Origin of the sequence: Curtobacterium sp. AG1037, assembly GCF_003349855.1 — a bacterium.
GTDB lineage: Bacteria > Actinomycetota > Actinomycetes > Actinomycetales > Microbacteriaceae > Curtobacterium > Curtobacterium citreum.
The window spans coordinates 96,836-119,608 of the sequence record NZ_QQAO01000008.1; the positions used below are offsets into that span (position 1 = coordinate 96,836).

Below are 22,773 nucleotides of genomic sequence, written 5' to 3' on the forward strand. Positions count from 1 at the left end.
CGCGTGGCGGCCGTGCCCCGTGCCTCCCGTCCGGCGGGTGGTGCGTGCTGTTCGCGCACAACCGGAAGCACGCCGCGCCACGCGATCACGTGGCGCGGCGTGCTTCCCGTTGTGCGGAACGCCCGTGCGCGCGCCGCGCGCCCTACCGCTGCCCGACGATCGCGGGCAGCGGCAGGTGGTGTCGCATCCGCACCGCCAGGTGCAGCCCACCCCGCCGGGCGAGCACGAGCCCGACCACCGCGGCCGCCACCGCCGGGACGCCCCCGGCGACGACCATGCCGACGTGGGCCCCGAAGTGGTCGACGACCTGGCCCATGAGCGGACCGCCGATCGCCTGGCCGCCCAGGAGCACCAGGACGTAGAGCGACATCACCCGGCCGCGGATCGCGACGTTCGACGACAGCTGCACGAGCGAGTTCGACGCCGTCATGAACAGCAGCTGCGACATCCCGACCGCGAGCAGGGCGACGGTGAACGGCGCGATGACCGGGATCGACCCGGACACCACGAGCAGCACGCCGGTCCAGAACACCCCGCCGACGATCGTGCGGAGCCGGACGGTCGCCCGACGCGTGGACAGCAGCGCACCGGCCAGGGCACCGACCGCGACGGCGGAGTTGAACAGGCCGTAGCCGCCCGCGCCGACGTCGTACACCTGCGACGCGAAGGCCGACAGCAGCACGGGCATGGTCAGCGCGAAGACCGAGAAGAACACCATCAGGACGACCGGTACCAGGATCGTGGGCTTCCGGACGGCGTAGCGCAGCCCCTCGACGAGCTGCCCCTTCGTCCGCGGTGCCGGCGGGGTGCGGTGCAGCTCCGACGCCCGCAGGAACCCGAGGGTCACGACGACGGCCACGCACGCGACCGCGTTGACGCCGAAGGACCACCCCGCACCGACCGCGACGAGCAGGGCGCCGGAGAGCGCCGGGCCGATCATGCCGCCGAGCTGGAACACGCTCGAGTTCACGCTGATCGCGTTGCGCAGGTGCTGGTGGCCGACGATCTCGGTGACGAACACCTGGCGCGCCGGGTTGTCGATCACGGTCACCATGCCGACCAGGAACGCGATCACCCAGATGTGCCACGCCTGCACGACGCCGGTCAGGGTGAGCACGGCGAGCAGGGTGGAGAGCACCGCGAACGCGCCCTGCGTCAGCATCATCAGCGCCCGCTTCGAGAACCGGTCGACGAGCACCCCGCCCCAGAGCCCGAACAGCAGCATCGGGGCGAACTGGCACGCCACCGTGATGCCGACCTGCGCCACCGAGCCGGTCAGCTGCAGGACGAGCCAGTCCTGCGCGATGCGCTGCATCCACCCCGCGGTCATCGCCACGAGGTTCGTCGCCGTGAACAGGCGGAAGTTCGGGACGGAGAGCGCGATGAGGGTGTGGCGCCACGGCGGGCGTTCGGCCTGGATCGGGAGGGGTTCGGTGGGTGGGGGGAGGGTCGTCGATGACGCACTCACGGTGGTGGGGCTCCGGATCGTCGCGGGCGGACGGATGGTCGGTACCCACTCGAAACTAGTTCCACCCGGGCCATTCGGCTCCCGTATGGTGGCTATCACTCCATTGCGGAACGCAATGAGCCGAACGCGATCAGTCAGGCCCCCGAGGAGCACCGATGCTCGACCCCGTCCTGCTGCGCACCTTCCTGGCCGTCGCCGAGACCGGCAGCTTCACGCTCGCCGGGCAGCGTCTCGGGATCAGCCAGCCGACGGTCTCGCAGCACGTCCGTCGCCTCGAGACCGCGGTCGCCCGGACCCTGGTCGCCCGGGACACCCGCGGCGTCGCGCTCACCGACAACGGGGACGCGATGGCGGGGTTCGCGCGGACGATCCTCGCCGCGCACGCCACCGCCGACGCGTACTTCTCCGGTGCCGCCACCCGCGGACGGCTCCGGTTCGGCGCGGCGGACGACCTCGCGATCACCCAGCTGCCGCGGATCCTGCGGGACTTCCGACGCCTGCACCCGCAGGTGAACCTCGAGCTCACGGTGAACCAGTCCGCACCGCTCCTGCGGCGCGTGCACGCCGGACAGCTCGACCTGGTCTTCATCAAGCAGACCGCGGGGGAGTCCGCCGAGGGCACCCGCGTCGCGACGGACCAGATGGTGTGGATGGCGCAGGACGGCATCGCCCTCGAACCCGGCGAGCCGGTGCCGCTCATCGCCTACCAGGCGCCGAGCATCAGCCGGCAGATGGCGATCGACGCGCTCGAGGCCGCCGGCCGCACCTGGCGGATCACCTGCAACACGCGGGACGTCAACGGGGTCCTCGCGGCGGTCCGGGCCGGGATCGGGGTCGCGGTCTTCCCACACTCGCTCATCCCCGCGGACCTCGTGAAGGTGTCGCAGCGCCTGTCGCTGCCGGACCTGCCGGCCGTCGACTACGTCCTGATCGCGAACCCGACGGTGCAGCGCGAGCCGATCGACGCCCTGACGAACGCGATCACCTCGCGCGGGGTCGTCCGCGCGGTCTGACCCGGTGCCCCTACGGGGCGAGCGTCGTCGTCGCGCCCGTGCCGGTCAGGTCCGGCAGCGTCACGCCGGCGAGCGGCAGGACCGCGGTCGCGACCGCCCACAGCAGCACGAGGGTCCCGACCCCGCCGAGCGCGGCGCCGAGGAGCGCGAGCGGCCGCTGCCACGTCGCCGTCCGGTCCCGCAGGACGGTCGCCGAGAGCAGCAGCGCCACGACCCCGAGCGCGAGTCCGGTCGCGTGCACGCTCGCCGGCGCGGTGAACCACCAGGCCGCCAGCGCGAGCGTCGCGATCCCGGTCAGGGCACCGAGCGCCGCTCCCGGGGTGGGGCCGACGGCGGGCCGGCGGTCGGTCCGCGTGGTCGCCGATCCGGCCTGGAGGCGCGGTGCCCGTCCGGCACGTCCGCTCGCGGCCGTCGCACGGTCGGGTCGCGGCAGCTCCTGCGTCCGGTGGGTGGCGTCGGTGGCGGGTCCGGTCGCCGTGGCTGGTGCAGGCGCAGCGGGCGCGGCAGCCGGAGCCGGGGTCGGTGCGGCGGGCGTGATGATCGCGTCGAACGCCCGGGTCGCCGCGTCGGACGGCGGGGTGGCCGCGGGCAGCGGTGCCTGCTGTCGGGCGAAACGTGCGGGGGTCCGGTAGCCGATCGGCCCGGAGGGCTCCGGCTCCGTGCCCTCGACCACGACGTGCTCGAGCCCGGGCACCGAGAAGCGCGGTTGCCCGACCTCGGGGACGGCGGGCTGCACCGGCGCGGGCGGCGCCGGCAGCGGGGCGGCGACGGTCGGTGCCGGGGTCGACGTGGGGGCGACGGCCGTCGGGGACACCGGGACCGCGTCGGTGTTCGGGACCTGCACGGCGGGCGAGGTCGGGGCCGGCGGCAGGAGGTCCTGCTCTGGCGGGAAGTCGGGGACGACGACGTCCTCCGGCGACGGCAGGTGCGTGACGGGTCCGGGCTCAGCGCTCGCGACCGCTGCGGGCGGGAGTTCCGCAGCGGCTGCCGTGGTGGCGACCCGCTCGGACAGGTGCGACGCGACGGCGGGGGCGGGGTGTGCCTCCAGGCCGGGGTCCGCGACCACGGTCGTGACCGCAGCGTGCGGCGGCGCGGTGACCCAGGCGGGGACCGGTCGGCGCGGCCGGTCCCGGTCCGGCATGCGGTGCGACGCCACTGGTGCTCCCTCGTCCGTGCTGATCCATCGTCAGTTCTATCCGTCTGCATGGAGCTCGGCGCAGCCCCAGTTCCGGGGACGCGGGGCTGCGCCGAGTGGGGATCACATGTCGCGGTAGCGCTTCGCCTCGGCGAGCTTGCCGCGCAGCTCGTCGGCCGTGTACCGCGTGACGTACCCGGGGGTGTCCCGCTGGATGCGCCAGCCCTCGGCGAGCGGCCCGGCGTCGACGACGTCGAAGCCGAACGAGTCGATGAGCTCCGACACGACGGCCTTGGCGTCCTCGTCGTCACCGGCGACGACCAGGGCGCGGCGGTCCGCGGTGCCGGCGGGCTGGGCCTCGTCGGTGAGGGCCGTCGCGGCGATGTGGTTGAAGGCCTTCACGACGCGGGCGCCGGGCAGGTGGTCCTGCAGGAGCTCGGCGGTCGTGGTGGTCTCGTCGTCGAGGGCCGCGATGTGGCCGTCGCGCTGCGGGTAGTAGTTGTTCGTGTCGATGACGACCTTGCCGACGAGGGGTTCGACGGGGATGGTCTCGATCGCGGCGAGCGGGGTGGTCACGACGACGATGTCGCCGGCGGCCGCCGCCTCGTCACGGGTCGCCGCACGCGCGCCGTCGCCGAGTTCCGCGACGAGGTCCTGCAGCGTCTCCGGTCCGCGCGAGTTCGCGATCACGACCTGGTGGCCGTGCTGCACCGCGAGACGTGCGAGCTGGGATCCGATGTTGCCTGCTCCGATGATGCCGATGGTGGTCATGCGAGCTGCAACACCGCGTGTGGCGGCGCATTCCCGCACAGTGCGTGGCCCGTCCCGGCCGGGTGGGACGGCGAGTCACGGCCGGGTGCATGATGGCCGCATGGCCCACGAGTTCCGCGACGAAGCCGACCGCGACCGCTACGCGATGTACGTCGACGGCGAGCTCGTCAGCGTGCTCGACCGCCGCGCGACCGACGACGCGGTGTCGTTCCCGCACACCTACACAGTGCCGAAGCACCGCGGCCACGGGTACGCGGCGCAGCTCGTCGAGCACGCCGTCGCGGACGTCGAGGCCACCACCACGAAGCGCATCGTCCCGATGTGCTGGTTCGTCGCGAAGTGGTTCGACGAGCACCCCGAGAAGGCCGACCTGCTCAGCCGCGGCGCTGCGGACTGACCCCACCACCCGGAGGCGACGATGCCGACGATCACCCCGTTCCTCTGGTACGACGACCAGGCCGAGCCCGCGGCGCGGTACTACACGAGCCTGTTCGAGGACAGCCGCGTCGACAGCGTCGCGCGGATGCCCGACGGGTCCGCACTGGTCGTCGAGTTCACGCTCCTCGGGCAGCAGTACCGCGCGATGAACGGCGGACCCGGCCACCCGCACACCGACGCGGTGTCGTTCCAGGTCGACGTCGACACGCAGGACGAACTCGACCGTGTCTGGGACGCGCTGCTCGCGGACGGCGGCGAGCCCGTCGCGTGCGGCTGGCTCCGGGACCGCTGGGGCCTGTCGTGGCAGGTGACCCCGTCGATGATGGGGGAGCTCATGACCGGCAGCGGCGACCCGGACGCGAACGCCCGGGTCTTCGCGGCGATGCAGGAGATGGTCAAACTCGACATCCCCGCACTCCGGGCCGCGGCGGCGGGTCACTGAGGACGCCCCGCACGTACCCGCCGGTATGGTGGCGGGACCGATCGGCGCCGACGGACGGCGCACCCCCGCGAGAGGCTGGAGACCGAGATGAGCAGCCCGAGCTCCGACGTGCGGGACGGAGACGTCCGCGACGGAGACCTCCGGAACGGCGACGTCCGGAACAGCGACGTCCGGAACAGCGACATCGGCCGCGCGTACACGGAACTCTCCCGGATCACCCGGCGCGCGAGCATCCGCGCCCGCGGTGACGACGAGGCACTGAGCGTCGTCGACCAGTCCCTCGTCGACTTCGTCGTGCAGCACCCCGGCTGCATGGCCATCGACATCGCCCGGTACCTGCGGCTCAACCGCTCGACGATCTCGCGGCAGCTGTCCGGGCTGCTCGCCGCCGGGCTCGTCCGCACGACCGACGGCGGGTCCGGCAACGCCAAGCCACTCGAGGCCACCGACGCCGGTCGCGCCGCACTCGACCGGTCGGTCCGGATGCACCGCAGCGCCCTCGAGGAACGGCTCGCCGAGTGGTCCGACGACGACGTCGCCCTGCTCGCCGGGCTGCTCGAGCGGCTCGGCGCCGCGGACGAGGCCGGCCTGCCGATGCCCGGTCGCACGGCCCCGTGACGACGTCGTTCGTCCTGCTGTCCGACACGCACCTGCCGAAGCGCGCGAAGGACCTGCCCGCCGGGCTCTGGGCGGACATCGACGCCGCGGACCTCGTGGTGCACGCGGGGGACTGGGTCGACCTGGCCACCGTCGACGCCGTGCAGGCACGCTCCCGGCGCTTCGCGGGCGTCCGGGGCAACAACGACGGTCCCGAGTTCGACGACCGGCTGCCCCTCGTCGCGCACCTGCTGGTCGAGGACCTGCGCTGGGCGGTCGTGCACGAGACCGGGGCCGCGACCGGTCGGGAGCGCCGGGCGGACCGGGACCACCCGGACACCGACGTGCTCGTGTTCGGGCACTCGCACATCCCGTGGGACACCGTCGCCCCGTCGGGCATGCGGCTGCTCAACCCGGGATCGCCGACGGACCGCCGCCGCCAGCCCGACCACACGTGGATGCGCGGCGAGGCCTCGGGCCGCGACCTGACCGTCGAGCTCGTCCGTCTGCCCCCGCGCTGACCCCGGGCGCGCGCCCGCCCCGGGGCACGCGCCCCGTGTCAGTCCGTCGGCATCCGGAAGAACGCCAGCTCCCAGGCCGTCGACGCCCGGAACGCCGCCGTCATCCGACCGCGCTCCTCGGCGCTCGCCGCGGCCGCGTGGCGCTCGACCCAGTCTGTCGCCGCCGCCGAGGCCGCCGCGAACCCCGGGTCCCCGTAGGCGCCGAGCCAGTCGCCGAACAGGTGTCCCTCGGGCGCCCGGCCGAGCTGCGTCCCGACCCAGGCGTAGACCCGGAAGCACGGCAGCACCGCGGCCGCCAGGACCGCCGCCGAGCCGGTGTCCGCCGCCCGCTGCAGGTGCGCGAGGTACCCGGCGCACACCGGGTGCACGGGGTCGTCCGCGCGAGAACCCGCGAGCCGGCGGTGGTGCAGGTCCCGCGCTTCGTCCGCACACCCCTGCGCGGCCCCCGCCCAGAACGCCGCCTCGTCCGACGCCGCAGCCGCCGACGACGCGGACGCCGCAGCCGCCGCGGCCAGCGCCGACAGGTGCCCCTGGTACGCCCGCAGGTAGTGCACGTCCTGCGCGAGGTACCCCGCGAAGACCTCCGCCGACAGCGTCCCGTCCCGCAGCCCCACCAGGAACGGCGTCGCGAGGGTCTCCTCGAGCACCCCGGCGACGTCCGTCCACCACCGGTCCGTCCACCGCACCGGCGGCAGGAGCGCCCGGACGGCGGCACCGTGGTCGACCGGTCCGTTCCCGCTCCCCACGTGCAGGTCGTCCGCCCCGGCCAGTGCGGCGCCGAGCCAGGCCTTCGCCTCGCCGACCGCGAGCTCCCAGTCGCCCGTCCGCACCACGAGCGTCGCGATCGCGCTCGACAGCGAGCACCCCGTGCCGTGCGTGTTCGTCGTCGCGACCCGCGGCGCCGAGAACGTCCGCCGCGCGCCCGAGGGCTCCACGAGCTCGTCGTCCGCCGTGGCCCCGCCGTCGTGGCCGCCCTTCGCCAGGACCCGCACGTCCCACCTCCGTGCGACGAGCAGGGCCGGATCGTCGACGTCCACGGCACTCCCTCCGTCCGACGCGCCCGCTGCCAGCTCCGCCAGCACCGCGAGTTCCGCCCGGTTCGGCGTCACCAGGTCGGCGAGCCCGACGAGCTCCCGGACCGCCTCGACCGCGTCCGCGTCGAGCAGCCGGTCGCCGCTCGTCGCCACCATCACCGGATCGACCACGACGACCGGCGGCCGGTGCGCCCGGAGCCACGCCGTGACCTCGCGGACGACCGCCGCGGTGCCGAGCATGCCCGTCTTCACCGCGTCCACCGTCACGTCGTCGGACACCGCGTCGAGCTGCTCCCGCAGGAACGCCGGGTCCGGCACGTGCACCGACCGCACGCCGTGCGTGTTCTGTGCGACGAGCGCGGTCACGACCGCCATGCCGTACCCGTCGTGCGCAGCGATCGCCTTGAGGTCCGCCTGCACGCCGGCCCCGCCCGTCGGGTCCGTCCCCGCGATGCTCAGCACGCGGGGCACACCCCCGGTCACGCGTCCGCCCCGTGGTCCGGTCGACCGGCCTGGAGGCGCGCCCCACCCCCGCCGTCGTCCGTCCGGTCCGCCCCGTGGCCGGTTCCGGCGGCGTCCCAGGCCGCGACGAGCGCGGCGGCGGCCGCAGCCGGGTCCGGCGCCGCGCAGATCCCGGAGACCACCGCGACGCCGGCGGCGCCGGCGGCCCGGAGCGGTGCGACGTCGTCCGGGCCGACCCCGCCGATCGCCACGCACGGCAGGTCCGTGGCCGCGGCGATCCGGGCGAACCCGTCGTGCCCGAGCGCCGGCGGGTGGTCCGGCTTCGTCGTCGTCGGGTGCACGACGCCGACCCCGAGCAGGTCCACCGTCCCGCGGAGGAGCCGGTCCACGGCCGCCAGGTGCTCCGGCGTGTTCGCGGTCAGCCCGACGTGGGCATCCGCACCGAGCAGGGCACGCGCCGCCGTCACGGGGACGTCCGACTGGCCGAGGTGCACCCCGGCGACGGCGTGCCCGGCGTGCCGCGCCGCCAGGGCCACGTCGAGCCGGTCGTCCACCACGACCGTCGCACGGTCGCCCACCGCGTCCGCGACCGCCGCGGTCAGGGCGAGCAGGTCCCGGGCCGACGCCGTCTTGTCGCGGACCTGCACGATCCGCACGCCGCCGTGCACCGCCGCTCGGACGACCGCGAGCACGCCGAGGCCGTGCCGGTCGCACAGCACGGGGTCGGTCACCAGGTAGACGCCCACGTCCGCGGTCACGCGCCGACCCCCCGCAGGGCGGTCGTCCGGGGTTCGACGGTGATCCGGGCGGTGCGGACGACGTCCTCCGGGGTGAGGGACGCCAGCCGGTCCAGGAACAGCGGCTGGAACGTCCCCGGGCCACCGGCGTCCGCCGCCGCGGTCTCGGCGGCGATCGTGTGCACCGCCGTCGCCGCGACCGCCGCGGCCCCGGGGTCGTCCGGGGTGACCGCCGTGAAGGCCGCGACGACCGCACCGAGCGCGCACCCGCCGCCCGTGATCCGCGTCAGGAGCTCCGTCCCGTTCGCCACCCGCACCACGCCGGTGTCGGGCGCGACCACGAGGTCGACCGCACCGGACACGGCCAGCGCGCCCACGATCCTCCCGTCCGACGCCCCGACGGCCGCCGCACGCGCGTCGTCTGGGCCGACCGTGCTGTCCACGCCGCGCCCGCCGGTGCTCGCGCCGAGCACGGCGAGGACCTCGGAGGCGTTGCCGCGCAGCACCGTGGGGCGCAGGGCCAGGAGCTCGTGCGCCAGCGCGGTGCGCACCGGGAGCGAGCCGACGGCGACCGGGTCGAGGACCCACGGGGTACCCGCCTCGACGGCGGCGGTCGCGGCCTCGACGGACGCGGCACGCGGCTCGGCGTGCGGGGTGCCGGTGTTCACCAGCAGGGCGTCGGCGACCCGGGCGAACGGGCCGGCCTCGGTCGTGACGTCGACCATCGCGGCCGAGGCACCGAGGGCCAGCAGGACGTTCGCCGTGACGTTCTGCACGACGGTGTTCGTGATGCACTGCACGAGCGGCGAGCGGGCCCGGACGGCCTCCAGCAGGTCGGCGGTGCGGTGGGCCCAGGCAGGGGAGGGCGCAGCGTTCTCCATGGACGATCCCTTCGCGAGTACGAGCTCGAGCAGGTTCGACGGGTGTGATCTCAGCCGCCCCGTGGCGGCACCCCGTGTCTCGGGGCACACGGTACACGAGCCGTCCGCAGTCATCGCGGGGGCCCGTGTGCCAGGCTTGACGGGTGCCAGCTCCGACGCCTCCCGGACCCCCGCCCGGTCCGCGCGACCCCGGCGACGCATGGGCGGTCGGACCCGACGGGACGAAGGCGTGGGGCCGCTTCGGCGCCGCCGGCCTGCTCGTCGACGACGGCCACGGCCGCGTGCTCCTGCAGCACCGCGTCGAGTGGAGCCACCACGGGGGCACCTGGGGCATCCCCGGCGGCGCCCGGCACCAGGGCGAGGACGCCGTCACCGGCGCGCTCCGCGAGTCCGCGGAGGAGGCCGGGGTGCCCGAGGACGGCGTCGACCTGCGCCACACGGCCGTCCTCGACCTCGGGTTCTGGACCTACACGACCGTGGTGGGCCGCGCCTCCCGGCCGTTCGACCCGGTGATCGCGGACCGCGAGAGCCTCGCGCTGTCCTGGATCCCGCTCGACCAGGTCGTCGACCTGCCGCTGCACCCGGGCTTCGGCGCCTCCTGGCCGGCGCTCCGCGATGCCATCACGACCACCCCGCACGTCGTCGTCGACGCCGCGAACGTCGTCGGCAGCGTGCCCGACGGCTGGTGGAAGGACCGCGCCGGGGCCGCGTCGCGACTGCTGGCGTCCGTGTCGGCGCTCGCCGCGGCCGGGCTGCCCGCCGACGCCCTCGGGCTCGGGTTCGACCGGTGGTGGCCACGCTGGACCGTGGTGCTCGAGGGCACCGCGCGCGGTGCGGACGACCCCGGTGCCGACGTGGCCGTGGTGCGGGCCGATGGTTCCGGGGACGACGCCGTGGTCGCGGCGACGGCGGCCGCGGTGGATGCCGGCGGCGCACCCGTCGTGGTCGTCACGGCGGACCGCGAGCTGCGGGACCGCGTCGGTGCGCTCGGGGCCGAGGTCCGTGGTCCCGGGTGGTTCCGCGAGCAGGGCTGAGCGACCACCGGGCTCCGGTTCCAGTGTCGCCGGGCTCCGGGCTCCGGGGCTGCCGGGCTCCGGCTCGGGGGCGCCGTCCGACGCGCATCGTGACCGGACCGTGACGGACCGGCCTCGGTGCCGATACGCTGGCGCCCACGTCGACGGAGACGTGCCGACAGGAGGTCACGATGGAGCGTGTCACGAGAGCCGACGACCGCGTCCACCGCCCAGCCGGGCCCTGGACGCCGACGGTGCACCAGCTGCTCACGCACCTGCACGAGCAGGGCTTCGTCGCGGCGCCCGAGCCCATCGCCATCGGCGACGCGCTCGAGACGGTCACCTTCGTGCCCGGCGTCGCGGGCAACTACCCGTGGAGCGCCGAGATCGCGGGCGAGGCGGCGCTCGTCACCTCCGCCCGCCTGCTCCGGCATTACCACGACGCCGCGGCCACGTACCCGCGCAGCACGACCGACGTGTGGTCGCAGGCCGAGCGCCTGCCGGTCGAGACGGTCGTGCACGGCGACTTCGCGCCGTACAACTGCGTCTACGACGGCATCGCGGCGGTCGGGCTCATCGACTTCGACACCGCGCACCCCGGTCCGCGGGTGTGGGACGTGGCGAGCGCGGTGTACCGGTTCGCCCCGTTCACCACCGGGCAGGTCGAGGGCAGCACGGCGCCGACCCTCGACGAGCGACTCGAACGCGCCGCGGAGTTCTGCCGCGCCTACGCGCTCGACGACCGGTCCCGCGGGGTGCTCGTCGAGACGATGACCGCCTCGCTCGTCGCCCTCGTGACGACCATGGAGACCGAGGCCGCCGCCGGCAACCCGAAGTTCATCAGCGACCTGGAACACGGCCACGCCGAGCTCTACCGGGCCGACGTGGCGTACATCGAGGCGAACGCCGACGCGATCCACCAGGCGGTCACCGCGCTCTGACGGACGGACCGCGCCCAGGCAGCGTGCAGCCCGCACGCGGCGGACTCCGACGGATCGTCCGGTAGCGTCGGGAGGCCATGACCGACAGCCCGGCCGACGCCACCCCGTACGAGGTGCTCGGCGTCCTCCCCACCGCCGACGACGACGAGCTCCGTCGCGCCTACCGCCGGGCCGCCCGCGAGTCCCACCCCGACCTGGGCGGGGACGCCCGGCGCTTCCGGCAGGTCCAGGTCGCGTGGGAGCGCATCGGTACCCCCGCCGCCCGTCGTGCGTACGACGCCGGGTCCCGGGCGACGTCGGGGTCCGCCGGTACGAGCGGGCCGTCCGGGTCGTCGAGCTGGCGGAGCGACCCCGGCCGCGACGCGTACGCGCCGCCGGCCGCCCGTCGTGACTCCCGTCCGCGCGCCCGGTCGCACGGCCACCCCGGTGGCCGGTCCCGCGAGGTCTTCCTGCAGGCCGAGCGCGAGTGGGTCGGACTCGGCGACCCGATCGACGACCCCTACGACCCCGTGCTCGTCCGTTCGGCTCCCCGGCACGTCCGACGCCTGCTCGGTGAGGCCCTGGCAGAGGAGGCGACCGCGTCGATCGTGGCGGACATGGGCATCGGCGTGACCGTGTGGCACGACCTGGACGCCGGAGCCGAGGGCAAGCTCGACCACGCCGTCCTCACCACCACGGGGCTCTGGGCCGTCGAGTCGATCGACTGGGGCGGCTCCGTCCGCATCGAGCACGGCGAGGTCACCGGCGAGACCCTGGCGCCGGGGGAGCGCCCGGTCAAGGAGCTGGTCCGGGCGGCCCGTGCGGTGCAGAAGCAGACGCGCGTCCGGTTCACCGGGCGGCTCCTGGTCGTGCCCGACTCCGCGGTGGACGAGGACGTGCAGGTCGTCGGGCCCGCGCGGAAGCCGGCGGCCTTCGTGGTCCGCCGCAGCGCGCTCCGGCAGGTCCTGATCGGCGTGTGGTCCCCGGAGGGCAACGTCGACGTCTTCGCCGTGCGCGACCAGCTGCAGCAGACCGTCCGCTTCGTCTGACCCACGCTCGGTACCCGCGGAGCGGACCCGGACCGGCTCAGTACCCGCGGAGCTTCTCCAGGTCCCGGCGCTCCCGCTTGCTCGGGCGACCGGCACCGCGCTCACGGGTCGGGACGAAGCCGGCCTCCTCGCGGGGGAGCCGCGGCGGTGTGCGGTCCTCGAAGTGCTTCGCGGCCTCCGGGGCGCTCGTCCGCTTCAGGATGATGCCGCGGACGACCACGATCCGGTCGAAGCCGTTCTGCCGGACGCGCACCTCGTCCCCGGGGGCGACCGGCTGCGCGGCCTTGGCCCGCTCGCCGTTCACCCGGACGTGCCCGGCCTTGCACGCGGCGGTCGCGGCCGAGCGGGTCTTCGTGATCCGCACCGCCCAGATCCAGCTGTCCACGCGTGCCTTCTCCACCGGACCAGCCTACGCGGCCGACCCCGCGGCCTAGGCTCGCAGCCGTGCCCCAGCCCGACGAACCCGACGCGTCCACGCGGTCCGAGCCCGCCGCGCTCGCCCGGGCCCGCGCCCTCGCGGTCCTCGCCGCCGCCGCACCCGGGGACCGGCTCGTCGTCCGGGCACACCACGGCGACGGCGCGCGGGACGCCCTCGGCGAGCTCGTCGCCCGCACCCCGACGACGGTGTCGATCGCGACCCGCCGCGGCACCGTCGTCGTGCCCCTGGACGTCGTCGTCGCCGCGAAGTCCGTCCCGCCGCCCCCGGCGCCACGCCCCCGCCGCACCTGACCCCGCGCCGGGACCGCCCGCGCCGCGCCCGCCCCACCTCGCACCGCTGCGGCGAGGCGACCCGACCACGCAGCAGCCCACCCGTAGCCTCGGGGCATGGTCGTCACCGTCCCGCTCGGCACCGAGGACCGGACCGCCCGGCTGACCCTCCACCGCCCCGACCACTGGCACCGCGAGGACGCGCAGCAGGCGGACCTCCGCGTCACCGGTGACGACGTCGTGCTCACCGTCCGCTCCCGCCCGAGCGACCGGACGATCGCCGAGGAGCACACGAGCCTGCTCGAACGGCTCCCGGGCTCGGTCGAGGGGCTGCGCCTGATCGGCTCGGACGCCTGGACCGCGGCCGGGGCCCCCGCACGCCTCGTCGAGTACGTGCGGCCCACCGCGGACGAGTGGACCGAGGGCGGCGACGTCGCCGGTGCGCACCTGCTGTTCGTCACCGGTCGGCACCGGGTCGACGTCACCGTGGAACGTCCGCTCCGCCGGCTCGTCGCCACCGACGACCTCGTCTTCGCCGTGCTCGAGTCGGTCCGAGCGACCGAGCCGACCCCGGCACGGCCGCAGCGCGACCTCGAGCCGCTGCCGGCCCCCGCGCCCGCGCCGGTCCTCGACGGACCGCGGGTGAGCGCCGCGGCGCTCGCGACCCTGCAGGGCCTGGTCGGTCGCCGCTGGAACCCCACCCTCCTCCGCACCGAGGCGGGCCGCGAGCTCGTCGAGGCCGGCCTCGTCGGCCGGCTCGGCACCCTGCCCGAGTCCACGCAGGCGCTCCTCGCACCGTGGCAGGAGGGCACCCAGCCGGTCACGCTGGAACAGCACCTGCCCGACGGGCGGCGGACGCGCCTCCAGGCCTGGTCCGACACCGTCGTCGACGGGACGGACGACGTCGTGGTCGGCTCCGCCACGCCGGAACGGGTCGTCGCACTGCTGGCCGGGAGGCTCGGCATCGGTCCGACGTGGACCTTCCCGTTCCGCACGGGGTCGCTCCGCGCGGACCTGCTGGGTCGCCGCGTCGGCGGCGGCACCGACGTGCCGGACCTGCCCGCGTCGGTCGCCGCGGGCGACCCGCGACTGGCCCGGTTCTGGTCCGCCCCGTGGACCGTCTCGCACCTGCTGCGTCCCGGCCGTCCGGAGCCCGTCACGATCGTGCACGCGGCCGGGCACGGCTTCGCACGCGTCGGACGCACGACGGCCGGGGAGACGTCCTTCCGGACGGACTCCCCGGCCAACGTGTACCGGAGCGTGGTGCGCGCGGTGCTCGCCGCGCCGGCTGCCTAGGCGGCCGGACCCGCGGTCAGGGTGACCGTGACGGTCTTCGCGGCGCCCGTGGCGTCGGTGTAGCCGACCGTCACCTGGTCCCCGACGGAGTGGGCGCGGATCGCCGCCGTGAGGGCGTCGCTCGAGGTGACCGCGGTGCCGTCCAGGCTCGTGATCGTGTCGCCCTCGGTCAGCCCGGCCAGGGCGGCGCCCGAGTTCGCGACCGTCCCGGCGACCGCGACGCCGCCGCTCGTCGCGGTGCCGCTCACCTCGACCCCGAGGAACGCCGGCAGGCCGATGGTGATCGTGTCCGACGCGTGGCCGGCGAGGATCTCGTCCGCGATGGACTTCGCCGTCGCGATCGGGATGGCGTAGCCCGTGACGTCCGCCGACCCCGAGGACGCGGCGGTCGCCATGCCGACGACCTCGCCCTCGCTGTCGAGCACCGGGCCGCCGGAGTCACCCGACACGATGTCCGCGGCGACCTGCAGGAGTCCCTGCAGCGACTCGGTGCCGGTGCCGGACTCGCTCTGCACCTGGATGTCCTGGTCGGTCGCGGTCACGGTGCCCTGGGCGGACACCAGGTCGCCCGTGCCACCGGCGTTGCCGACGTCGGTGATCGCGTCGCCGGTCTTCGCACCGCCGTCGTCGTCGAGCGTGACCGTGGACAGGCCGGAGGCGTCCTTGAGCTTGAGGACCGCGACGTCGTGCGTCGCGTCGGTGCCGACGACCTCGGCGTCGTACTGCTTGCCGGTCGTCTCGTCCGTCACGGTGATGCTCGTCGCGCCCTGCACGACGTGGTTGTTCGTCAGGACCGTCCCGTCCGAGGTCAGGATCATGCCGGTGCCGGCGGCCTGCGACGACGCGTCGTAGTTCAGGACCGTGTCGATCACGACGACGCCCTTCTTCTGCGCGGCCGTCGCGGCGGTGGCGGCCGACTCGGTCGCCGTGCCGGAGCCGGTGCCCGTCCCACCCGTGCCGCTGCCGCCGCCGCTGCCGTCGGTCCCGTTGCCGTCGCCGTACCCGGGGACGGTGAAGCCGTTCGTCCCGGAGCCGCCCGTGCCCGTGCCGGTGCCGGGCAGGGTGCCCTGCGTCTGGCTCGACGTCGTCGTGGTGTGCTGCGAGGACAGGCCGAGTGCCGTGCCGCCAGCGGCACCGAGGATCGCGAGCGCCGCGACGCCGGAGCCGATCACCAGGCCGAGCCGACGGGGCTTGCCGTTCTTCCCGGTCGTGTGCGCCCAGCCGCCGGCGTGCGCCCAGCCGCCGGCGTGCGCCCAGCCGCCGGCGTGATCCGCGGCGGCGGCTGCCCCGGCCCAGTGCTGCTGGCCGTGCGGACCGGCCGGGTTCCCGAGCGACGCCCCGCCGAGGAGCGCCGCGGAGCCGACGAGGTACGGGCCGCGTCCGTCCTGTGTGTAGGCGTAGGGGCCCGAGCCGTCGGCGCCGTACAGGTAGGGGCCGCTGCCGTCGAACGCGTACGCCGGGCGGAGCGTGGTGCGGTCGGCGTGCGGCGCCTCCCACTCGGTCCGCGGTGCCTGCTGCGCGTCGTGCTGGTCGTCGGCCGCTGCGGGGTTCGGGGTCTCGTTCATCGGTGCTCTCCGGTCGTCCTCGGCGCCCTGGTCGAGCGTCGTGGGACCCAGTACAGGCGCCGAACCCATGACGCACCTATGAACGAACCCGACGACTGCTCCGGGGTTCCTCGGGGGCCGCCGAGCAGGGTGCGCGCATAGGCTTGCACCACTGCCCATGCACGCGTCCGCTCCCAGCCCCCGTCCCCGCCTCCGCCGCGCTCCGCTCCTCCGGCCACGGCAGGAACCGGTGTCCCGCGGACGACTCGTCGGCGCCGCCGTGGCCGTGCTCGCCGTCGCAGTGGCGCTCTCGGTGGCCTTCGGGTCACGGCCGATCCCGCTCGGCACCGTCCTCGACACGGTCCTGCACCCGGGACGGCAGGACGAGATCGGGCTCATCGTCCTCGGGAACCGCGTACCCCGCACCGTCGTCGGGCTGCTCGCCGGCGCCGCCCTCGGCGTCGCCGGCGCCGTCATGCAGGGCGTGACGCGGAACCCCCTGGCCGACCCGAGCGTCCTCGGCATCAACGCCGGGGCGGCCCTCGCGGTGGTGGTCGGCATCGCCGTCTTCGGCATCAGTGGCACCGCGGCCTACCTGCCCTTCGCGTTCGTCGGCGCCGGCCTCGCCGCGCTCCTGGTCTACGGGGTCGCCGCGCTCGCCCGCCGCGGCCTCTCACCGGTCGGGCTCGCGCTCGCCGGGGCCGTCGTGGCCGCCGCCCTGTCGTCGATCACCACGGCGGTCCTCGTGACGAGCCAGAGCCTGCTCGACCAGCTGCGGTTCTGGCAGGTGGGGGCGCTCGCCGGCAAGGACCTCGGCACGGCCGGGGTGATCGCCGTGCCGGTGCTCGTCGGGCTCGTCGTCGCCGCCGGACTCGGCCGTTCCCTGAACACCCTCGCGCTCGGCGACGAGCTCGCGGCGTCGCTGGGGCAGCGGGTCGTCCTCGTGCGCGTCGTCGGCGGCCTCGTGACCGTCCTGCTCGCCGGGTCGGCCGTCGCCGCCGCCGGGCCGATCGCCTTCGTCGGCCTGGCCGTGCCGCACGCCGTCCGCCGGCTGAGCGGACCCGACCAACGCTGGACGATCCTCCTGTCCGCCCTGGTCGCGCCCGCGCTCCTGCTCGTCGCCGACGTCGTGGGCCGGGTGGTCGCGTACCCGGGAGAGCTGCAGGTCGGCATCGTGACCGCGCTCATCGGGGCGCCGGTGTTCATCTGGCTCGTCCGCTCGCGCGTGGTGACCGGCCTGTGAGCGCCGTCCGCCGCGAGGTCACCGTCCTCGGCGCCGTCCTCCTGGTCCTCGTCGCCCTGGTGACCGTCGGGCTCGGCGTCGGGGAGATCCCGCTGTCGCCGCTGCAGGTGGGCGCCGCGCTCGTCGGGCACGGCGACACGGTCTCCGACTTCGTGATCGGGCAGCTCCGCGGTCCGCGGGTCGCCGGCGCCGTGCTCGTCGGGGCGGCCCTCGGGGTCGCCGGCGGCATCGTGCAGAGCGTCGTCCGGAACCCGATCGCGAGCCCGGACGTCATCGGCATCACGTCCGGGGCGAGCGCGGCCGGACTCACCGCGATCGTGCTGTTCGGCGCGAGCGGCGGGACGCTGTTCGCCGTCGTGGTCGTCGGGGCCGTGCTCGTGTCGATCGTGATCGCGGCGCTGTCCTGGCGGCGAGGGATCACCGGCAACCGGGTCGTGCTGGTCGGCATCGGCGTCGCCGCGATCTGCCTGAGCATCACGGGGTGGATGCTCACCTCGGGGAGCGTGCAGCAGGCGGGCACGGCGCTCCTGTGGCTGTCCGGCAGCCTGAACGCCGTCGACCGGGGGCTCGTCGGGATCCTCGGCGTAGCGGTCGTGGTCCTGCTCGCGGCTGCCCTCGTCCAGTCGCGCCGCCTGACCGTCCTCGCGCTCGGGGACGAGGTCGCGGCCGCGCTCGGGCTCCGACCCGACCGCGCGAAGGTGCTCCTGCTCCTGACCGCCGTGTGCCTGACCGCCGGGGCCGTGGCGACCGCGGGTCCGGTGGCGTTCGTGGCGCTCATGGCAGCGCCGATCGCACGACGGCTGGTCGGCAAGGGGCGCATCGCGCTCGGGATCACGGCGGCGGTCGGTGCGGCGATCACGCTCGCCAGCGACCTCGTCGCGCAGTTCGCGATCCCGGGGAACGCGCTGCCGGTCGGCGTCGTCACCGGGGTCGTCGGTGCGCCGTACCTGCTCTGGCTGCTGGCGCGCGGGCGCTGACGGCGGGCGTGGGCGCGGGCGCGCGCTGCTGCGTCCTCCCGCACGGTCCGCAGCGGCGTCGCGCAACGTCCTGACGGCTTCCCGCACGACACCCCGCTGACCCCCCGTCCGAGGGTCCCCACGAGCCGACCGTCGGCCGTACGGTCGTCGCGACCGCACGGGCTCCCCGACAGCTCCCGACCCGACGGGCCGCTGGTCCACGTGCACCGAAGGACGACGACCGACATGACCGAACACCGAGGCGACGCCCCCGCGCGACGCCGGCAGTGGGGTTCCGAGCGGCGGACCCAGCCGCTCGACACCCTGCACGCGCGACCCAGCGACCGGAAGCTCGTCTCCGGCCGGGTCGCCATCATCCTGACCATCGCCTTCTGGGTCGCCTACGTGGTGTACACCGTGATCCGGCAGTTCCTCGACTACGGCACGGAGAGCTTCCGCTTCACGACCGAGGCGCTGTCGTACCTGGTGGTCGTCACGTTCCTGACGTTCTCGGCGCTCATGCACCTGGTCGCCCGCCAGGGTGCCCTCGAGCGCTTCGCCACCCACGTCCGCGTGCCCCGTGCCGAGCTCGACCGCCACTTCGCGACCGGGCACACCGCGCCGATGACCGTCCTCGTGCCGAGCTACGCCGAGGAGCCGGACGTCGTCGCCACGACGCTCTGGTCGGCCGCGCTGCAGGAGTACCCCGCGCTCCGCATCGTCCTGCTCGTCGACGACGCCCCGTTCCCGACCGACCCGGAGACCGCCGCCAAGCTCGAGCGCACCCGGGCGGTCGCCACGACGATCCAGCAGCAGCTCGCCGCGCCGTCCCGTCGGTTCCAGGAGGCCTTGTTCGCGGCCGAGGTCGAGGCGTCACGGACCCCCTGCGCGAGCGTCGAGACGCTGCGCACCCTCGTCGAGCACCACCGCTGGGCGGACGCGTGGCTCCGGCGGCACGCCCGCGAGCACGAGGTCGTCGACCACGTCGACCACTTCTTCCACGACCAGGTGCTCATCGGGCTGGCCGACGACCTCCGACTGACCGCCGAGGCGCTCGGGGCCGCGGTCGACAGCGCCGTCGCCGGCGGGACCACGGTCACCGAGGTCACGTCCGAGCGCGTGCTCGAGCTGCACCGCCGCCTCGCGTGGACGTTCACCGCCGAGGTCACGACGTTCGAGCGGAAGCGCTACGCGAACCTGTCGCACGAGGCGAACAAGGCGATGAACCTCAACGCCTACATCGGGCTGCTCGGCGGTGCCTACGTCGCCGAGGAGACCGCGTCCGGCACCGTGCTCCGGCCGGTCGCCGACGAGTCCGCCGCGGACCTCGTGGTCCCCGCGTCCGACTACCTGCTCACCCTCGACGCCGACTCGGTCCTGCTCCGCGACTACTGCCTGCGGCTCGTGTACTTCCTCGAGCAGCCCGAGAACGAGCGCGTCGCGGTGACGCAGACGCCGTACTCGTCCTTCCGGGGCGCGGCGACCCGCATCGAACGGCTCGCGGGCGCGACGACCGACATCCAGCACATCCTGCACCAGGGCATGTCCCGGTACGCCGCGACCTTCTGGGTCGGCGCGAACGCCGTGATCCGGACGCGGGCGCTGCGGGACATCGAGGAGGTCGAGACCGTCGGCGGCTTCGAGGTCCGCCGGTTCGTGCAGGACCGCACGGTGATCGAGGACACCGAGTCGAGCGTGGACCTCGGGATGCACGGCTGGACGCTCGTGAACTACCCCGAGCGGCTGTCGTACAGTGCGACCCCGCCGGACTTCGGGTCGCTCGTCGTCCAGCGCCGTCGCTGGGCGAACGGCGGGCTCCTCATCCTGCCGAAGTACATCCGGCAGGTCCGTGAGCGCCGCGCCCGGGGCGAACGGGTCGGCGTCGTCGAGATGGCGCTGCGCGTGAACTACATGGCGTCGATCGCCTGGGCGTCGTTCGGGTTGATCTTCCTGCTCGCCTACCCGTACGACTCGCGCCTGCTCAGCCCGATGGTCCTGCTCGCCGCGCTGCCGTACTTCTGGCTGCTCGGCAGCGACCTGCGGTACTGCGGCTACAAGCGCTCGGACGTGTTCCGGATCTACGGCTTCAACCTCGTGCTCATGCCGGTGAACGTCGCCGGGGTGCTCAAGAGCGTCCAGCAGATGCTCACGGCGAAGAAGATCCCGTTCGCCCGCACGCCGAAGGTCCGCGACCGGACGGCGGCCCCCGCGCTCTACGTCCTCGCCCCGTACGCGATGGTGCTGTTCTCGGTGTTCACGTTCGCCCGCGACGCCCAGGCGCACAACTGGGGGAACGCGGCGTTCGCGGTGTTCAACGCGGTCCTCGCCTCGTACGCGATCGTCGCGTACATCGGTGTCTGGAACTCGGTCGTCGACGTCTGGATGTGGGCGACGGCGTGGATGTACTACGACCCGGAGGCACGGCGGTCCCGTCGCGCCGCCCGGAAGGCCGCACGGAGCGAGCGGCGCCGGGCGCGCCGCGGGCTCGTGCCGGAGCCGGTGGTCGTCACCGAGGACTGGCGCGCGGTGCTGTACTTCGGCGACCGCGGCCGGTCCCTGACCGAGCAGCACGTCGTCACGACGGGCCCGCAGGCCGTCCGGGCCCCGCACGGCGCGACGCCGCACGGCGCGACGCCGCACGGCGCGGCGCCGGACAGCCGCCGGGCGGCCCGCGCCGCCGAGCAGGTCCCGGCCCGCGTCGAGCAGGGCCCGCCCCTCGCCGAGCAGGGCGCTGCCCGCGCCGACGAGCGGAGCGCCGCCTGATGGCCGCGCGTCGCCTGTCGCCGCTCCGCGTCGCCGTCGCGGTCCTGGCCGTCGTCGCCGTCGGTGCCGGTGGGTACGTCGGCTTCGACCGCTGGCAGTCCGCGCACGCCGCCGAGTCCGAGAAGCCGTGGTTCGCGGCCTACACCGACGTGACGGTCACGCCGACCTTCGCGTTCGAGGACGTCAAGTCCGCCCGGGGCCGCGACGTCATGCTGTCCTTCGTGGTCGCCGACCACGACGCCGCCTGCACGCCGACCTGGGGTTCCGCGTACACGCTGGACGGCGCCGCGGACACGCTCGACCTCGACCGTCGGATCGCCCGGCTCGAGCAGCAGGACGGCGAGGTCGGCGTCTCGTTCGGGGGACTCGCGAACGACGAGCTCGCGACGACCTGCACCGACCCGAAGGCCCTCGTCGCCGCGTACTCGACGGTGGTGCAGCGGTACGACGTCAGCACCGTCGACTTCGACGTCGAGGGCGACGACCTGACGAACCGCGCCGCGGGGGAGCGCCGTGCGGCCGCGGTCGCCGAGCTCCAGCGGACACGCCGGGCGGCGGGGCACCCCCTCGCCGTGTGGCTCACCCTGCCGGCCGCTCCGTCCGGGCTGACCACGGACGGCACGACGGCGGTGTCGCAGTTCCTGGCCGCCGGCGTCGACCTGGCCGGGGTCAACGCGATGACGATGGACTACGGCGAGGGGAAGGGGTCGAGCCAGAGCATGTACTCGGCCTCGGTGCAGACCCTGCAGGAGGTCCACCGGCAGCTCGGGGTCCTGTACGACCGGGCCGGCACGCCCCTCGGCGACGCGACGCTCTGGCGGAAGGTCGGTGCGACGCCGATGATCGGTCAGAACGACGTCCGTGACGAGGTCTTCGGGCTCGCCGACGCGCGGAAGCTGAACGCCTGGGCACGCGACCAGGGGCTCGGCCGGATGTCCATGTGGTCCCTCAACCGCGACACCACGTGCGGGACGAACTACGTGAACCTGTCCACCGTGTCGAACTCGTGCTCCGGGGTCGACCAGGGCGGTCAGCTCTTCGCGGACGTGCTCGGCAAGGGCTTCGGCGGTCGGATCACCGCGGCGGCCGGCGACGTCACGACGGCCGAGCCGAGCGCCACCGAGCAGCCGACGGACGACCCCTCGACGAGTCCGTACCCGGTGTGGAGCGCGGAAGCCGCCTACCTCGAGGGCACGAAGATCGTCTGGCACCGCAACGTCTACGAGGCGAAGTGGTGGACCTCCGGCGACCTGCCCGACGACCCGGTGCTCAGCGCGTACGAGACGCCGTGGCGACTCGTGGGCCCGGTGCTGCCGGGGGAGCGCCCGGTGCAGCCGCTGACGCTGCCGGTGGGGACCTTCCCGGCCTGGTCGGGCGAGGCGGTCCACGACACCGGCGACCGGGTCCTGTTCCACGGCGTGCCGTACCAGGCGAAGTGGTGGAACACGGGCGACAGCCCCGAGGCCTCCACCAGCGACCCCGACGGGTCGCCCTGGGTGCGGTTGAAGGACGCGGAGATCGAGCGGATCCTCGCGGACCAGCGGGCGGGCAAGGCGATCCCGTCGACGGCCGCCTCCGGCGCGCCGTCCGCTGCGCCGACGGGGTCACCGACAGCGTCGCCGTCGGTCGGGCGGTGACCGGCTGACGGCCTGGAGGCGCGGTGCCAGCCGGCACCGCGCCTCCAGGCCGTCATCGGTGTGTTCCCGGTACGTTCGCTGTACGCGTGATCCCGACTTGTCCACGGCCCCGTTCGGGGCTGCCGGAGAGTCACCCGTTTCCGAT

The 22,773-nt window shown here is 74.8% G+C and carries 22 protein-coding genes and 1 riboswitch; of the genes, 14 read left to right on the forward strand and 8 right to left on the reverse strand.

Annotation, left to right across the window (positions count from 1 at the left end; genetic code table 11):
• Window positions 1-142: 142 nt before the first annotated feature.
• Complete coding sequence (locus DEU32_RS12465) at window positions 143-1,468, reverse strand: MFS transporter (protein ID WP_114850837.1); 1,326 nt, start codon at window positions 1,466-1,468, stop codon at window positions 143-145.
• A gap of 155 nt (window positions 1,469-1,623) precedes the next feature.
• Here DEU32_RS12465 and DEU32_RS12470 point away from each other — a divergent pair, with 155 nt between their 5' ends.
• Entirely contained in the window at window positions 1,624-2,481 is an 858-nt protein-coding gene (locus DEU32_RS12470; RefSeq protein ID WP_058743356.1) for a LysR substrate-binding domain-containing protein, read from the forward strand.
• A 10-nt stretch (window positions 2,482-2,491) separates the two neighbouring features.
• On the opposite strand, the gene DEU32_RS12475 is transcribed toward DEU32_RS12470, so the two are convergent.
• Window positions 2,492-3,637 carry a hypothetical protein gene (locus DEU32_RS12475; RefSeq protein ID WP_114850838.1) on the reverse strand — a complete coding sequence of 382 codons (1,146 nt, stop codon included), beginning with the start codon at window positions 3,635-3,637 and terminating at the stop codon, window positions 2,492-2,494.
• A 102-nt stretch (window positions 3,638-3,739) separates the two neighbouring features.
• A complete protein-coding gene (locus DEU32_RS12480; protein WP_258554866.1) occupies window positions 3,740-4,426 on the reverse strand; it encodes an NADPH-dependent F420 reductase in 687 nt (228 codons plus the stop codon).
• Between the two features lie 61 nt (window positions 4,427-4,487).
• Between DEU32_RS12480 and DEU32_RS12485 the strand changes: the two genes are divergently transcribed.
• The 4 genes from DEU32_RS12485 to DEU32_RS12500 all read left to right on the forward strand — a co-directional run bounded on the left by DEU32_RS12485 (window position 4,488) and on the right by DEU32_RS12500 (window position 6,385).
• The gene (locus tag DEU32_RS12485; protein WP_058743238.1) at window positions 4,488-4,784 is read left to right on the forward strand and encodes a GNAT family N-acetyltransferase; all 297 of its coding nucleotides are present in this window, start codon (window positions 4,488-4,490) and stop codon (window positions 4,782-4,784) included.
• A gap of 21 nt (window positions 4,785-4,805) precedes the next feature.
• Entirely contained in the window at window positions 4,806-5,267 is a 462-nt protein-coding gene (locus DEU32_RS12490) for a VOC family protein (RefSeq protein ID WP_114850840.1), read from the forward strand.
• 87 nt (window positions 5,268-5,354) lie between these two features.
• Complete coding sequence (locus DEU32_RS12495; protein WP_114850841.1) at window positions 5,355-5,885, forward strand: MarR family winged helix-turn-helix transcriptional regulator; 531 nt, start codon at window positions 5,355-5,357, stop codon at window positions 5,883-5,885.
• A complete protein-coding gene (locus DEU32_RS12500) occupies window positions 5,882-6,385 on the forward strand; it encodes a metallophosphoesterase (RefSeq protein WP_114850842.1) in 504 nt (167 codons plus the stop codon). The genes DEU32_RS12495 and DEU32_RS12500 overlap by 4 nt, the downstream gene beginning before the upstream one ends.
• A 38-nt stretch (window positions 6,386-6,423) precedes the next feature.
• Here DEU32_RS12500 and thiD read toward each other — a convergent pair whose 3' ends face one another.
• The 3 genes from thiD to thiM form a co-directional block, all read right to left on the reverse strand.
• On the reverse strand, window positions 6,424-7,902 hold the full coding sequence (gene thiD / locus DEU32_RS12505; RefSeq protein WP_114850843.1) for a bifunctional hydroxymethylpyrimidine kinase/phosphomethylpyrimidine kinase: 1,479 nt from the start codon (window positions 7,900-7,902) through the stop codon (window positions 6,424-6,426).
• Entirely contained in the window at window positions 7,899-8,639 is a 741-nt protein-coding gene (gene thiE / locus DEU32_RS12510; RefSeq protein WP_114850844.1) for a thiamine phosphate synthase, read from the reverse strand. Before thiE ends, thiD begins: the two co-directional genes overlap by 4 nt.
• Entirely contained in the window at window positions 8,636-9,499 is an 864-nt protein-coding gene (thiM, locus tag DEU32_RS12515) for a hydroxyethylthiazole kinase (protein WP_114850845.1), read from the reverse strand. Before thiM ends, thiE begins: the two co-directional genes overlap by 4 nt.
• Window positions 9,488-9,584: riboswitch (TPP riboswitch) on the reverse strand. Its footprint overlaps the gene before it by 12 nt.
• Window positions 9,585-9,642: 58 nt before the next feature.
• Between thiM and DEU32_RS12520 the strand changes: the two genes are divergently transcribed.
• The 3 genes from DEU32_RS12520 (at window position 9,643) to DEU32_RS12530 (ending at window position 12,481) form a co-directional block, all read left to right on the forward strand.
• Window positions 9,643-10,533: an NUDIX domain-containing protein gene (locus DEU32_RS12520; protein ID WP_114850846.1), complete on the forward strand. Its 891-nt coding sequence runs from the start codon at window positions 9,643-9,645 to the stop codon at window positions 10,531-10,533.
• Window positions 10,534-10,703: 170 nt separating this feature from the next.
• Window positions 10,704-11,453, forward strand: coding sequence for an aminoglycoside phosphotransferase family protein (locus DEU32_RS12525; RefSeq protein WP_114850847.1), 750 nt, complete (start codon window positions 10,704-10,706; stop codon window positions 11,451-11,453).
• Between the two features lie 77 nt (window positions 11,454-11,530).
• Window positions 11,531-12,481: a DnaJ domain-containing protein gene (locus tag DEU32_RS12530; protein WP_114850848.1), complete on the forward strand. Its 951-nt coding sequence runs from the start codon at window positions 11,531-11,533 to the stop codon at window positions 12,479-12,481.
• A gap of 37 nt (window positions 12,482-12,518) precedes the next feature.
• Here DEU32_RS12530 and DEU32_RS12535 read toward each other — a convergent pair whose 3' ends face one another.
• Window positions 12,519-12,881: an RNA-binding S4 domain-containing protein gene (locus DEU32_RS12535; protein ID WP_114850849.1), complete on the reverse strand. Its 363-nt coding sequence runs from the start codon at window positions 12,879-12,881 to the stop codon at window positions 12,519-12,521.
• A gap of 44 nt (window positions 12,882-12,925) precedes the next feature.
• On the opposite strand from DEU32_RS12535, the gene DEU32_RS12540 reads away from it, so the two are divergent.
• A complete protein-coding gene (locus tag DEU32_RS12540) occupies window positions 12,926-13,210 on the forward strand; it encodes a hypothetical protein (RefSeq protein WP_181819283.1) in 285 nt (94 codons plus the stop codon).
• Window positions 13,211-13,306: 96 nt separating this feature from the next.
• Window positions 13,307-14,485, forward strand: coding sequence for a hypothetical protein (locus DEU32_RS12545; protein ID WP_114850850.1), 1,179 nt, complete (start codon window positions 13,307-13,309; stop codon window positions 14,483-14,485).
• Here the strand turns inward: DEU32_RS12545 and DEU32_RS12550 are convergent.
• Window positions 14,482-16,050: a S1C family serine protease gene (locus DEU32_RS12550; RefSeq protein ID WP_114850851.1), complete on the reverse strand. Its 1,569-nt coding sequence runs from the start codon at window positions 16,048-16,050 to the stop codon at window positions 14,482-14,484. The genes DEU32_RS12545 and DEU32_RS12550 overlap by 4 nt on opposite strands.
• 229 nt (window positions 16,051-16,279) lie before the next feature.
• On the opposite strand from DEU32_RS12550, the gene DEU32_RS12555 reads away from it, so the two are divergent.
• The 4 genes from DEU32_RS12555 to DEU32_RS12570 all read left to right on the forward strand — a co-directional run bounded on the left by DEU32_RS12555 (window position 16,280) and on the right by DEU32_RS12570 (window position 22,628).
• Window positions 16,280-17,272 (forward strand): iron ABC transporter permease, encoded by a 993-nt coding sequence (locus DEU32_RS12555; RefSeq protein WP_220152785.1) that lies wholly within the window; start codon window positions 16,280-16,282, stop codon window positions 17,270-17,272.
• On the forward strand, window positions 17,269-18,249 hold the full coding sequence (locus DEU32_RS12560; RefSeq protein ID WP_114850853.1) for an iron chelate uptake ABC transporter family permease subunit: 981 nt from the start codon (window positions 17,269-17,271) through the stop codon (window positions 18,247-18,249). The genes DEU32_RS12555 and DEU32_RS12560 overlap by 4 nt, the downstream gene beginning before the upstream one ends.
• Window positions 18,250-18,474: 225 nt before the next feature.
• On the forward strand, window positions 18,475-20,991 hold the full coding sequence (locus tag DEU32_RS12565) for a glycosyltransferase family 2 protein (protein WP_114850854.1): 2,517 nt from the start codon (window positions 18,475-18,477) through the stop codon (window positions 20,989-20,991).
• On the forward strand, window positions 20,991-22,628 hold the full coding sequence (locus DEU32_RS12570; protein ID WP_114850855.1) for a chitinase: 1,638 nt from the start codon (window positions 20,991-20,993) through the stop codon (window positions 22,626-22,628). Before DEU32_RS12565 ends, DEU32_RS12570 begins: the two co-directional genes overlap by 1 nt.
• Window positions 22,629-22,773 lie beyond the last annotated feature (145 nt).